Origin of the sequence: Paraburkholderia yinzeri, assembly GCF_046581065.1 — a bacterium.
Taxonomy (GTDB): Bacteria; Pseudomonadota; Gammaproteobacteria; order Burkholderiales; family Burkholderiaceae; genus Paraburkholderia.
Genome location: NZ_JBFOCJ010000001.1, coordinates 19,942 through 32,582, shown reverse-complemented (window position 1 = coordinate 32,582; position 12,641 = coordinate 19,942). Strand labels below are relative to the sequence as shown.

Genomic DNA, 12,641 nt, shown 5'->3' with positions numbered 1-12,641 from the left:
GACAATTGACATTATTGCGTCGATTATGCGTGTTCTTCGCTCAATCAATCGTGTGCGAGCGCGGGTCGGTTGGTGACCGGGCCTCCGATCAGTTGCTTGAGCAACTGCACGAGCCGTGTCGAGGCGGGCGACAGGTTCTGGCCGCGCATCGTGATGACGGCGATCTGCCGCGATAGCGGCGGATTGACGATGCGCAGCACCCATGTTGACGGATCGGTGCGTGACGGTAGGGCGATCTCGGGCAGGATCGCCGCTCCGAGTTCGGCGTTGGCCATCGAGATCAGCGTCTGCGCCTGCGCGAACTGGTATCGCGTCGTATAGGACAGATGCTGTGTATTCATGACCTCCTCGAGCATCGCGCGCAGCGCGGTGGCACGGTTGAGCACGAGCAGCGGCATGTTGGTGAGCGTCGCGAGATCGATGGTCTTGCGGCTCGTGGTGATGAAGCGCTTGGGCACGATGGCGTAGAACGGGTCGGTCAGGATCGGCTCGAAACGGAACTCCGGGTGATTGACCACCGGCCCCACGCCGAAATCGACCTCGCGCTTGCGGATGCTGTCGAAGAGGGCCTCAGACGTGACCTCCTGCACGAATACCTCGACGCCGGGATACTCGCGCTCGAACTCGGCGAGCACCTTGGCGAGCCGCGTTTCCGCGATGGTCGGCGAGCACGATAGCGACACGCGGCCGCGCCGGATGTCCGCGAGTTCGTGTATTCGCCGCAGGCCCGACTCGACTTCGAGCAGTGCGCGTCTCGCGCATTGCAGCAGTTCGGTACCTTCGTCGGTGAGCCGCACACTGCGCGTGGTGCGGTGAAAGAGATCGACGCCCAATTGCAGTTCGAGCTGCCTTATCTGCGAACTGATCGCGGACTGCGACTTGAACGATTTTTCGGCCGCGACGCGAAAACTGCCGTGCTCGCCAATGAGGATGAACGTTTGCAGCAGTTTCAGATTGATGTTGGCCAGCGATCGGGTTGGAGACGCCATGCTGGGCTCGCAAGTAATCGACTGAACCGGATAATAGGCCGGATTGGCCGGTTTGTCCGCGCCATGACCGCGCCTAATGATTTTCCCTTAGACGACGCTCGCGCAAGGTACCCATGCGTCACCCGCGCCGGGTGCGGCGGGTCGGCAGGCGTCGGCGAGATGTCAGCGGACCCGCGCGCAAGCCCCGCCATTGCTTGTTGCTCAGGGTTTCCCCGCGGCGCCGGGCGCAGCCGATTGTGCCAACAGATTGCACAATTCAAAAGATAAATGCGTTTGTTGGTTCCATGCCTGAATCGTAAAGTTCGCTTCATCGGATGCGCCTTGGCGCGACGCGGATAACGAACAGGAATCGATGATGGCATTGGAAACATCGGATGAAGCAGAGACCGTGCTGGGCGACCTCAAGCCGGGCGCACTCGCGGATCTCAAGGTGCTCGATATCGCGACATTCGTGGCCGCGCCGTTTTGCGGCACGATACTCGCGGACTTCGGTGCGCAGGTCATCAAGATCGAGCAGCCCAAAACCGGCGATTCGCTGCGCCAGTTTGGCACGGTGACCGAGTGCGGTGACAGCCTCGTATGGCTTAGCGAGTCGCGCAACAAAAAGACGGTGACGCTCGACTTGCGCAAGCCCGCGGGCGCGGAGGTGTTTCGCAAGCTCGTCGCACAGTCAGACGTCGTGCTCGAAAACTTCCGCCCCGGCACGCTCGAACGCTGGGGCCTCGGCTTCGACGCACTTAGCGAAATCAACCCGCGTCTCATCATGCTGCGCATCAGCGCATACGGGCAGACCGGGCCGAAGCGCGACGAGCCCGGCTTCGCGCGTATCGCGCATGCGTTCGCGGGACTCTCCTGGCTTGCGGGCGAACGCGATGGACCGCCGGTTGTGCCGGGCTCCACGTCGATGGCCGACTACGTGTCGGGCATGTGGGGCGCGATTGGCGTGCTGACCGCGTTGCAGGCGCGCGCGGTGAGCGGGCGCGGACAATTCATCGACATCGGCCTGTACGAGTCGGTGTTCCGGTTGCTCGACGAAATCGCGCCGGCCTATGCGAAGTACGGCAACGTGCGCGAGCGTATGGGCGCCGACACGGTCAACGTTGTGCCGCACAGCCACTACCAGACCGCGAGCGGCGAATGGGTCGCGCTCGCATGCACCAACGACAAGATGTTCGAGCGCCTCGCGCTCGTGATAGGGCAGCCGGAACTCGTCGAGCAGTTTCGCACCAGCGCCATCCGCGTGGCGAACCGCGACCGCGTGAACGCACTCGTTGCCGGCTGGATAGGCAGCCGCACGCTACCGGAGGTGCTCGAGAGCACGCGCGACGGCGGTGTGCCGTGCGCGCAGATTTATTCGATCCGCGAAATATTCGAGGACCCGCAATACGAGGCACGCGGCAATCTCCTGCATATCGACGATCCGCGCGTCGGCAAACTGGTGGTGCCGGCGCCGGTGCCGAGAATGTCCGCGACGCCGGCGCAGTTTCGCCACGCGGGCCGCGCGCTGGGCGCCGACAACAGCGAAGTCTATACAAGCTGGCTGGGACTCGGTGACGCGGACCTGCGCGCGCTGGCCGAAGCCGGCGTGATCTGAACCATGGATCCGGAAGGAGCGCTATCCCGATGACGAGCGATTTGCAGCAGTACCGGATGTATATCGGCGGAGAATGGGTCGACGCCGCCGACGGCGCGACCTTCGAAACCATCGACCCCTATACGCAGAAACCGTGGGCGGTGTTGCCGCGCGCCGGCAAGCTCGATGCGGCGCGCGCGGTCGATGCGGCCAGCCGGGCGTTCGAGGGCGGTGCGTGGGCGAAGTTGAAGGCGAGTGCGCGCGGGCTGCTGCTGCACCGTCTCGCCGACCTGATCGCGCGCGATGCGGAGCGCCTCGCACGCGTCGAGGTGCGCGACAACGGCAAGCTCATCAACGAGATGCGCGCACAAATGGCGTACCTGCCGGAATACTTCCGGTATTTCGGCGGTCTCGCAGACAAGATCGAAGGCGCGGTACTGCCGATCGACAAGGCCGATACGTTCAACTACACGTGTCACGAGCCGCTTGGCGTCTGCGTCGCGATCACGGCGTGGAATTCGCCGCTTCTGCTCGCCGTCAACAAACTGGCGCCGGGGCTGGCCGCCGGCAATACGTTCGTGCTGAAGCCTTCGGAGTTCACGTCGGCGTCTGCGCTCGAACTCGCGAGGCTATTCGAGGAAGCCGGTTTTCCGCCGGGCGTGCTCAACGTCGTGACCGGCTATGGCGCCGAAGTGGGCGCGCCGCTCGTTGCGGACCGCCGCGTCGCGAAGATCGGCTTCACCGGCAGCGAGACCGGCGGCCAGAAGATCTACGAGGCGGCGGCGCGCGACTTCAAGCACGTGACGCTCGAGCTGGGCGGCAAGTCCGCGAACATCGTGTTCGCCGATGCGAATCTCGACAATGCGGTGAAGGGTGCGATTTCCGGCATTTTCGCCGCGACCGGGCAGACTTGCGTGGCCGGCTCGCGCGTGCTCGTGCAGGAGAGCGTGTACGACGAGTTCGTCGAACGGCTGGTCGCGTTCGCGCGCGCGGCGCGCATGGGCGATCCGCAGGAAACGACGACCCAGGTGGGCCCCGTGACCACGCCGCCGCAATACGAAAAGATCCTGAGCTATATCGACATAGCGAAAAAGGAAGGTGCGCGCTGCGTGCTGGGCGGTTCGCCCGCGCACCGCCCCGAATGCGGCTCGGGCCAGTTCGTCGAGCCCACCATTTTCGCCGACGTGCGCAACGACATGCGCATCGCGCAGGAGGAAGTGTTCGGCCCGGTGCTCAGCTGCATCCGTTTTCGCGACGACGACGAGGCGGTCGAGATCGCCAACGACAGCCTGTACGGTCTCGCCGCGGGCGTATGGACGAGCGACCTGCGCCGCGCGATCGAACTGCCGAAGCGGCTGAAGGTCGGCATCGTGTGGGTCAACATGTATCGCGCCGTGAGCTATATGTCGCCGTTCGGCGGCTACAAGCGTTCGGGAATCGGCCGCGAGAACGGCATGGACGCGATTCGCGAATACCTGCAGACGAAGAGCGTCTGGATCAGCACCGCCCAGGAGACAGCCGATCCGTTCGTGATCCGTTGAGCACGCGATCGACCCTTCTTCACTCATTTATTTGCGAGCCGATAGACCGCCATGTTTCCGACGAGCGCCCCAAACCACAACGAAGACCTTGCTCCCGTGTTGCCGTTTCGCATCGACAACCAGGTCGCGCTCGTGACGGGCGCGGGGCGGGGCATCGGCGCGGCCATTGCGCGCGCGCTGGCCGACGCGGGCGCGCAGGTCGTGCTGGTCTCGCGCACGCGCGCCGAACTGGAAGCCGTCGCAGCGCAGATCGAGCGGCGCGGCGGCAGCGCGCGCGTGGCCGTGTGCGACGTGACCGACAGCGCGGCCATTCGCGCGGTGATCGACGATCTCGCGCAGCTCGACATCGTCGTCAACAATGCGGGCACCAATATTCCGGAACCGTTCGTCGATGTCCCGGATGCCCATCTCGATACGGTACTCGACCTGAACGTGCGGGCGTGTTTCGTGGTCGCGCAGGCGGCCGTGCGCAAGATGCTCGCCGACCCGCAGCGGGCGGCGCGCGGCGGCGTGGTGCTCAACATCTCGTCGCAGATGGGGCACATCGGCTCGCCGAATCGTACCGTCTACTGCATGACCAAGCACGCGGTGGAAGGGCTCACGAAAGCCATGGCGATCGAGCTTGCACCGCAGCGCATCCGCGTGAACTGCATTGCGCCGACGTTCGTCGACACGGCGCTCGTGCGCAGCATCGTCGATACCGAGGAGAAGTACGATTTTCTCGTCTCGAAGATCCCGCTCGGGCACATGGCGCATGTGCGCGACATCGCGGCGGCGGCCGTCTACCTGTGCTCGCCGGCGGCCTCGATGGTGACCGGCACCTCGCTGCTGGTGGATGGCGGCTGGACCGCGCAATGAGCGCGAACCGGTGAGCACGGGTCCATGAACCAATACGATCAACCCGACTACAGCAGTAGTCCGTCTGGAGTGAATCGATGAGCAGAACTACAGGACGTCTCGTTGTCGAGCAAACCGGGGGACCGGAAGTCATGACATGGGTCGAGGAGCCGGTGAAGCCGGCCGGCCCGGACGATATTCGGGTGAAGCACGAGGCGATCGGTGTCGATTACATCGATACGCAGATCCGCGCCGGGGAGATGCCGGCCGCGCTGCCCACCGGAATCGGCTTTGCGGCGGTGGGCACGGCGACGGAAGTGGGCGCGAACGTGCAGCACGTGAAAGAGGGGCAGCGGGTCGCCTACATGTACTTCACGCCCGGCAGTTATGCCGAGGAGCGGGTAGTACCGGCGGAGCGCGTGATCGCGCTGCCCGACCAGACACTCGCGCCCGATCTCGCGGCTGGCGCGCTCTTTCGCGGCCTGACCGCGTGGTACCTGTCCACGCGCCTGCGTCCGATCGAGCGCGGCGACACGGTGCTCGTGCACGCGGCGGCCGGCGGCGTCGGACTGATGCTCACGCAGTGGCTCACGCATCTGGGAGCGACGGTGATCGGCACGGTCGACACGCTGCTGAAGGCCGATACGGCGCGCGAGTTCGGCTGTGCGCACGCGGTCGTGATTCCCGAGCAGGACTTCGTCGCCAAGGTCAAGGAGGTGACCGGCGGCAAGGGCGTCGCGGTCGTCTACGAAAGCATCGGGCGCGCGACCTTCGAGGGCTCGCTCGACAGCGCGCGGCGTTTTGGATTGATCGTTTCGTTCGGCTGGCCGTCGGGCGATCCGGGGCCGGTCTCGCTGATGCATCTGCGCAGCAAGGGATCGCTGTTCATCACGCGTCCCACGGTGACGCAATACACGGCGGACGCGAGCGATTTCCGCACGGGGGCGACCGCGCTGTTCGGCCTGGTGCGCGACAACGTGCTGAAGGTCAAGGTCGGCAACAGTTATCCGCTGCGCGACGCCGCACAGGCGCATCGCGACATCGTGGCGGGCCGCACGCTCGGCTCGGTCGTGTTGATCGCCTAGGCGCCCACGGAATTCATCACCAACACAGGCAGGAGACCAAGCGATGTTACTGGACGGCAAGACGGCGATCGTGACGGGATGCGCATCGCGGAAGGGCATTGGCTGGGCAACGGCGCGGCTTTTCGCGCAGCACGGCGCGCGTGTCGCGCTGATCGACCTGCGCGAGGAGGACGCGCGCGCAGCCGCTGCGGCGATCGGCGACGCGCATCGGGGCTACGCGTGCGACGTGCGCGATGCCGGGCGCTGCGAGCAGGTCGTGAAGGACATTGTCGAGACGTTCGGCGCGGTCGACATCCTCGTGAACAACGCGGGTGTGAGTCAGGCGAACCGCCTGATGGACAGCTCGATGGACGATTACGACCTCGTGCTCGACGTCAGTCTGCGCGGCACGTTCAACATGTCCCGCGCGATGACGCCGCATTTTCGCGGCCGTCGCAGCGGCACGATCGTCTGTATGGGCTCGCTTGCGGCGCAGCGCGGCGGCGGCGTGCTGGGCGGCCCGCACTATGCGGCCGCGAAGGGCGCGGTGCAGGCGCTCGCGAAGTCGATGGCGCGCGAACTGGCGCCCGACGGCATTCGTGCGAACGCGATCGCCCCGGGGCTGATCGACACGGATCTGCTGATCGGCAAGATCACCGACGAAGGCAAGGCCAGCGTGGCGGCCAGCACGCCGCTCGGCCGTCTCGGCACCGCGCAGGACGTGGCGAACGTGTGCCTGTTCCTTGCCTCCGATCTGTCCGCGTACGTAACGGGCGTCGTGCTCGACGTAAACGGCGGGTACCACATCCACTGAGCTTTTCTGCTGTTCGCATATGAAGCCGCATACGATGCGGCGCCATAAACGACTTGTACGGGTACGGAGTAAGCGCTTAAGCACCAGTCAATAACATTCACGTGACCGGAGTCCATGACAGTGTGCGCACTCCGGTCAACGAAGGAGACAGTCATGTCGAGTAAAAGAAATCTGCGCTGGGTAATTGCCGTGGCAGCGGCCTGCGTAACGATCGCCGCGCATGCCGCCGATCCCATCAAACTGGGCGTGTCGGGTCCGTTCACGGGCGGCTCCGCGCCGATGGGCATCTCCATGCGCAACGGCATCAAGCTTGCGATCGACGAGATCAACGCGTCAGGCGGCGTCCTGGGCCGCCCGCTCGTGATGGTCGAGCGCGATGATCAGGCGAACAACGCCCGCGGTCTGCAGATCGCCCAGGAGCTGGTGTACAAGGAGCACGTGGCGGCGAGCGTCGGGATCATTTCTACCGGCGTAATTCTCGCAAGCCAGAAAGTCTACCAGGACGCGCAGATTCCGCTCCTGACACCGGGGCCGAGCGGCACTCAGGTCACGAAGGTGTTCATGACGCCGGCCTATCCGAAGAGCTATGTGTTCCGCGTGTCGCTGGTCGACCGCATCCAGGCCGGCATGATCGCGAACGAGGCCATCAATCGCGAGCACCTCACGAAGGTTGCCGTATTCGCCGATTCGTCGAACTACGGCCAGCTCGGGCGCGAGGACATGACGGCAGCGCTCGCCAGGCTGGGCATCACTCCGGTGGACGTCGAGAAGTGGAACCAGGGCGACGTGGACATGACCTCGCAGGTGCTGCGGGCAAAGGCGGCCGGCGCTCAGGCGTTGCTCACCTATGGCGAGGGGCCGGAACTCGCGCAGATCGCCAACGAGATGGCGAAGCTCGGCTGGAAGGTGCCGATGATCGGCAGCTGGACGCTATCGATGCCGAACTACATCCAGCTCGCGGGCCCCAACGCGGAGGGCACGCGTTTTCCGCAGACCTTCGTGGCCGACGGCTCGCCGCGCCGCCAGGCGTTCATCGAGAAATATGCGAAGGCGTACCACACGAATTACATTCCGGGCGCGGTATGGGCGGCGCAAGGTTATGACGTGGTGTATCTGATGGCGGCGGCGATGAAGCAGGCAGGCACGACGGACGGCCCGAAGGTGCGCGATGCGCTCGAGAACCTGAACCAGAAGATCGACGGCCTCATCATGACCTACGACCATCCGTTCTCGAAGACCGACCACGACGCGATTCGCGACGGCTCGGTCGCGGTGATGGCCGAGATCAAGGGCGGGCGCGTCGTGAAGATGGACGAGACCCAGGCGCAGGCGGCGCGCTGAACCGGCACGGGAAGACTCACATGAACGTCATCCTGCAGATCATCGTGAGCGGATGCGCGGTCGGCATGATCTATTCGGTCACCGCGTTCGGCTATCAGCTCACTTTCGCCACCTCCGGCACCATGAATTTCGCGCAGGGGCAGGCGCTCGCGATCGGCGCGCTGTCCGGCCTCACCATCATGGAGTTCGTGGGTAGCTACTGGCTGATGATCCCGCTCGTGCTGATCGTGGGGGCGGCCGTCGGCGTGATCACGGAGCGCATCAGCGTGCGGCGCGCGATAGCGGCGAAAAGCGAAGGCTGGATCATGGCGACGATCGCGCTCGGCATCATCATGACCAACGTGGCCGAGAACATCTGGGGAACCGACGACCTGAAATTTCCATCGCCGCTGCCCGACACGCGCATCACGGTGGCGGGCGCGAACATCCTGCCGATGGAAATACTCGTGATCGTCGGCGCGCTCGCGCTGATGGCGGCGGTTGAGCTTTTCAACCGCAAGACCATCTACGGCAAGGCGGTGGTCGCGACCGCCAGCGACGCCGACGCGGCTGCGCTGATGGGCATCAACACGCGGTTGGTCGTGACGTTTTCCTATGCGTTGTCGTGCATGAGCGCCGCGTTCGCGGGCATCCTGATCGCGCCGTTGACCGTGGCGGGAGCGGACATGGGCGCGACGCTCGGGCTGAAGGCATTCGCCGTTGCGATCATCGGCGGGCTGACCTCGGGCTTCGGGATCATCGCGGGCGGGCTCATTCTAGGCGTAGTCGAAACGTTCACCGGCTACTACGTGTCGAGCGGCTACAAGGACGTGCCCGGTCTGCTGCTGCTGCTCGCCGTGCTGGCCGTGAAGCCGGCGGGCCTGTTCGGCCGGACCTCGATCAGGAAGGTGTAGCGATGAACCGCTCGAAAACGTTCGCGGGCTGGCTGCTCTTCGCGGCCCTTGCAGTCTTCCCGCTGGTGAGCAGCAATCCGTACTACACGCACCTGCTGGTTATCATCGGCATCTATGCGGTGCTGATCTTCGGGCTCGACATCGTGGTGGGGTATACGGGCGAGGTGTCGATCGGGCATGCGGGACTCTTCGGCATCGGTGCCTACACGACGGGCATCCTGATGACGAGCGCCGGGCTGTCCGTGTGGATCGCCGTGCCTGCGGCGCTCGTGGTGACCTCGCTGTTCGGCGCGGTGCTGGCCGTGCCGTCGCTGCGGCTGACGGGACCGTACCTCGCAATGGTCACGCTCGCATTCGGCACCATCGTCCAGATCCTGCTGAACGAAATGGACTTTCTCACCAACGGCGCGCAAGGTCTCGCCATTAACAAGCCCGTAGTCGCCGGGCATCTGGTGAGCGCCACCGACTTCTACTATGTCGTGCTCGCGGTCACGACGCTGGCGATGCTGGTCGTCACGCGCATCCTCTCCTCGCATTATGGCCGCGCGTTTCTCGCACTGCGCGGAAGTCCCGTCGCGGCGGACTGCATGGGCGTGTCCGTGTATCGCTACAAGGTGATCGCGTTCGTCATCAGCGCGGCGTTCGCAGGGCTGGCGGGCTCGCTCTACGGGATCTCGGAGGAATACATCGCGCCGAACACGTTCTCGATGGAGCTCTCCACGCTGTTCCTGCTGGCCGTCACGCTGGGCGGGCGCCGCTCGCGGGTCGGCACGCTGATCGGCTCGACCACGATCGTCGTGTTGCCGAACCTGCTGTCGGACATCGTGTTGTTTCGCTGGTTGACCGTCGTGCTCGCCGTGCTGGTCGCGCTGCTCGTCGTGCACGCGTGGCGCACGCGCCGCGCCGCATGGAAAACGCTGCTCGCGCCGGTGCTCGTGATGGCCGCGTTCGTCGCGTTCGCTTTCACGCTTACCGACATCGTGAGCCAGCGCCTCACGATCTTCGGGCTGATGATTCTCGGCGTGGTTTACTACCTGCCCGATGGCATTGCCGGCTACGTGCGGGACTTCGCCGCCAACTGGCGCGGTGCGAAGCGGGTCGATGCGCAGACGCCCGCCGTCGCCGTCCCGGTCGGCGCGTGGACCTTGGCGCGTTCGGCGCGCGACGCGGCGGCGGCGGCCCAGCCGGAGTGCGTGCTCGACCTCGCGTCGGTCGTGATGCAGTTCGGCGGCCTGCGCGCGCTCAACGACGTCACGCTGCAAGTCAAGCGCGGCTCGGTTCACGGGCTGATCGGCCCGAACGGTTCCGGCAAGAGCACGATGATGAACGTGCTCACCGGCGTCTACGCGGCGACGAGCGGCGACATCCAGTTCAATGGTGAGCGCTGCGATGGACTCAAGCCGGCTCGCATCGCGCAGCGCGGCATGGCGCGCACCTTCCAGAATGTGCAACTCTTCGGAGAAATGAGCGCGCTCGACAACGTGCTGGTCGGGCTGCACCAGATGTTCCGTTCTAACCTGATCGACGTGATCTTCCGTACGCCGCGCTTCCGGCGAGAGGAACGGGCGGCGCGTGCGCGCGCGGCGGCTCTGCTCGGCTTCGTCGGCATGCAGGAGTTCGCGCCGACTCGCGCGCGCGATCTGCCGTACGGCCGCCAGCGGATGCTGGAGATTGCCCGCGCGCTCGGCACTGAGCCGTCGCTGCTGCTGCTAGACGAGCCGGCCGCCGGCTTGCGTCCGAACGATCTGCCGGAGCTGCGGAAAATGATCGAGAAGATCCGCGAGCACGGTATCACAGTAGTCCTGATCGAGCATCACATGGACCTGGTGATGGCGATCTGCGATCAGGTGTCGGTGCTCGATTTCGGCCAGAAGATCGCGGAAGGGCCGCCGACGAAGATCTCGAACGACCGGCGCGTGATCGAGGCCTACCTCGGCGCATCCGCCGCCACGCCGCTGGTCGGCGGCGCGGCATAGGAGACCCGTATGCTCATCGTTGACGGCGCTTATGCTGGTTATGGTTCCACCGAGGTGCTGCACGGCATTTCGCTGGTCGTCGCGGGGGGAAGCGTTGTGAGCCTGATCGGCTCGAACGGCGCCGGCAAGACGACGACGATGCGGATGATTTCCGGAATGGTGCATGCCCGGGCCGGGCGCGTGGTGTTGAACGGCACCGACATTACCGGCCTCGACGCGCACCGTATCGCACGACTGGGCCTTGCACACAGTCCGGAGGGTCGGCGCGTGTTCCCGACGCTTTCGGTGCGCGACAACCTCGAGCTGGGTGCGTTCTCGCGCTTCATCGGCGCACGCAGCAAGGGCGATATCGGCGAGGACCTGGAGCGCGCGATGGACCTCTTCCCGGTATTGCGCCGGCGCGCCGCGCAACTGGCGGGCACCCTGTCCGGCGGCGAGCAGCAGATGCTCGCGATGGCGCGCGCGATCATGCTCAATCCCGAGGTCGTGCTGCTCGACGAACCGTCCATGGGACTGGCGCCGCTGCTCGTCGAGGAAGTTTTCAGAACGATTGAGCGCCTGCGCGAACAGGGCGTGACGATGCTCGTCGTCGAGCAGTTCGCGGCGGCGGCATTGCAGGTAAGCGATTACGGCTATGTGCTCGAGAACGGCCGGATCACGATCGAAGGGCCGGCCGCGAGCCTGCACGACAACGAGGCGGTGCGGGCGGCTTATTTGGGCGGTATGCATTGACTGATCGAGACGGGAGCCAACGTGAACCAGCAACATCTGAATGAAGCGGCCCGCGCGCTGTGGGCACATTTCGACCACGCAACGCGCTTCGACGCATTGCCGGCTGCGTGCCGGCCCGACAACCGTGCCGACGCCTACGCGGTGCAGCGCGAGGTGGCACGCTTGTCGGGGCGGCAGGTTGCCGGCTGGAAGATCGCCGCGACCAGCGCAGCGGGGCAGAAGCACATCGGCGTGGACGGGCCGATTGCCGCGCGGCTTCTGTCCGAGCGCGTGATCGCGGACGGCCTCGCGATTCCGATGGGATCGAACGTGATGAATGTCGCCGAGGCGGAATTCGCGTTTCGCATGAAGCGAGCGCTGCCGCCGCGCGCCGAGCCATATCGCAGCGAGGAAGTGATGGACGCGGTGGATACGCTGCATCTCGCGATCGAGGTACCGGACTCGCGCTACCGCGACTTCGCGAGCGTGGGCGCGTTGCAGCTGATCGCCGACGGCGCCTGCGCGTCGTGGCTCGTCGTGAGCGGAGCGACGCCGGCCGACTGGCGATCGATCGACCTGGTCGGCCACGGCGTGCGCGCGTATCGCGACGGCACGCTGGCGGGCGAAGGCAGCGGGGCGAACGTGCTCGGCGATCCGCGCATCGCCATGACGTGGCTCGCGAACGAACTGAACGGCATCGGCGAGGGCCTGCAGGCGGGCCACATTGTGACGACCGGGGCCTGTGTCGCGCCGATGGCAGTCGCCGCCGGCAACTCGATGGTGGTGGACTTCGGGGTGCTGGGCAAGGTACAGGTAGGATTCGTTTGATAACTCGCCCATCATGAGACGCACGTAAGGCGGCAGGCAGCGCGAAGACCGCCGCGGCAATGGTCGTGCATGAG

Annotated in this window: 11 protein-coding genes; 10 read left to right on the top strand and 1 reads right to left on the bottom strand. The window is 65.4% G+C overall.

What is annotated here, in order from left to right; all coding sequences use genetic code 11:
- Positions 1-44 precede the first annotated feature (44 nt).
- A complete protein-coding gene (locus WJ542_RS00135) occupies positions 45-989 on the bottom strand; it encodes a LysR family transcriptional regulator (RefSeq protein WP_411186754.1) in 945 nt (314 codons plus the stop codon).
- Positions 990-1,350: 361 nt separating this feature from the next.
- Here WJ542_RS00135 and WJ542_RS00130 point away from each other — a divergent pair, with 361 nt between their 5' ends.
- The 10 genes from WJ542_RS00130 (at position 1,351) to WJ542_RS00085 (ending at position 12,567) form a co-directional block, all read left to right on the top strand.
- Positions 1,351-2,583, top strand: coding sequence for a CaiB/BaiF CoA transferase family protein (locus tag WJ542_RS00130; RefSeq protein WP_411190430.1), 1,233 nt, complete (start codon positions 1,351-1,353; stop codon positions 2,581-2,583).
- Between the two features lie 29 nt (positions 2,584-2,612).
- Positions 2,613-4,103, top strand: coding sequence for an aldehyde dehydrogenase (locus WJ542_RS00125; RefSeq protein WP_411186752.1), 1,491 nt, complete (start codon positions 2,613-2,615; stop codon positions 4,101-4,103).
- A 51-nt stretch (positions 4,104-4,154) separates the two neighbouring features.
- Complete coding sequence (locus WJ542_RS00120) at positions 4,155-4,961, top strand: SDR family NAD(P)-dependent oxidoreductase (protein WP_411186750.1); 807 nt, start codon at positions 4,155-4,157, stop codon at positions 4,959-4,961.
- Between the two features lie 77 nt (positions 4,962-5,038).
- On the top strand, positions 5,039-6,025 hold the full coding sequence (locus WJ542_RS00115; protein WP_411186748.1) for a quinone oxidoreductase family protein: 987 nt from the start codon (positions 5,039-5,041) through the stop codon (positions 6,023-6,025).
- Positions 6,026-6,068: 43 nt separating this feature from the next.
- Positions 6,069-6,818, top strand: a complete 750-nt coding sequence (locus tag WJ542_RS00110; protein ID WP_411186746.1) for an SDR family NAD(P)-dependent oxidoreductase — start codon at positions 6,069-6,071, stop codon at positions 6,816-6,818.
- A 153-nt stretch (positions 6,819-6,971) separates the two neighbouring features.
- The gene (locus tag WJ542_RS00105) at positions 6,972-8,159 is read left to right on the top strand and encodes an ABC transporter substrate-binding protein (RefSeq protein ID WP_411186744.1); all 1,188 of its coding nucleotides are present in this window, start codon (positions 6,972-6,974) and stop codon (positions 8,157-8,159) included.
- Between the two features lie 20 nt (positions 8,160-8,179).
- Positions 8,180-9,052: a branched-chain amino acid ABC transporter permease gene (locus tag WJ542_RS00100; protein WP_411186742.1), complete on the top strand. Its 873-nt coding sequence runs from the start codon at positions 8,180-8,182 to the stop codon at positions 9,050-9,052.
- Between the two features lie 2 nt (positions 9,053-9,054).
- Positions 9,055-11,028 carry a branched-chain amino acid ABC transporter ATP-binding protein/permease gene (locus WJ542_RS00095; RefSeq protein WP_411186740.1) on the top strand — a complete coding sequence of 658 codons (1,974 nt, stop codon included), beginning with the start codon at positions 9,055-9,057 and terminating at the stop codon, positions 11,026-11,028.
- A 9-nt stretch (positions 11,029-11,037) separates the two neighbouring features.
- Positions 11,038-11,760, top strand: a complete 723-nt coding sequence (locus tag WJ542_RS00090) for an ABC transporter ATP-binding protein (protein WP_411186738.1) — start codon at positions 11,038-11,040, stop codon at positions 11,758-11,760.
- A 21-nt stretch (positions 11,761-11,781) separates the two neighbouring features.
- Entirely contained in the window at positions 11,782-12,567 is a 786-nt protein-coding gene (locus tag WJ542_RS00085) for a 2-keto-4-pentenoate hydratase (protein ID WP_411186736.1), read from the top strand.
- Positions 12,568-12,641 lie beyond the last annotated feature (74 nt).

Coding starts and splice junctions, on each gene's coding strand:
- WJ542_RS00095 (WP_411186740.1), top strand. CDS start 9,055: ATGAACCGCTCGAAAACGTTCGCGGGCTGGCTGCTCTTCGCGGCCCTT.
- WJ542_RS00135 (WP_411186754.1), bottom strand. CDS start 989: ATGGCGTCTCCAACCCGATCGCTGGCCAACATCAATCTGAAACTGCTG.
- WJ542_RS00125 (WP_411186752.1), top strand. CDS start 2,613: ATGACGAGCGATTTGCAGCAGTACCGGATGTATATCGGCGGAGAATGG.
- WJ542_RS00110 (WP_411186746.1), top strand. CDS start 6,069: ATGTTACTGGACGGCAAGACGGCGATCGTGACGGGATGCGCATCGCGG.
- WJ542_RS00105 (WP_411186744.1), top strand. CDS start 6,972: ATGTCGAGTAAAAGAAATCTGCGCTGGGTAATTGCCGTGGCAGCGGCC.
- WJ542_RS00090 (WP_411186738.1), top strand. CDS start 11,038: ATGCTCATCGTTGACGGCGCTTATGCTGGTTATGGTTCCACCGAGGTG.
- WJ542_RS00100 (WP_411186742.1), top strand. CDS start 8,180: ATGAACGTCATCCTGCAGATCATCGTGAGCGGATGCGCGGTCGGCATG.
- WJ542_RS00120 (WP_411186750.1), top strand. CDS start 4,155: ATGTTTCCGACGAGCGCCCCAAACCACAACGAAGACCTTGCTCCCGTG.
- WJ542_RS00115 (WP_411186748.1), top strand. CDS start 5,039: ATGAGCAGAACTACAGGACGTCTCGTTGTCGAGCAAACCGGGGGACCG.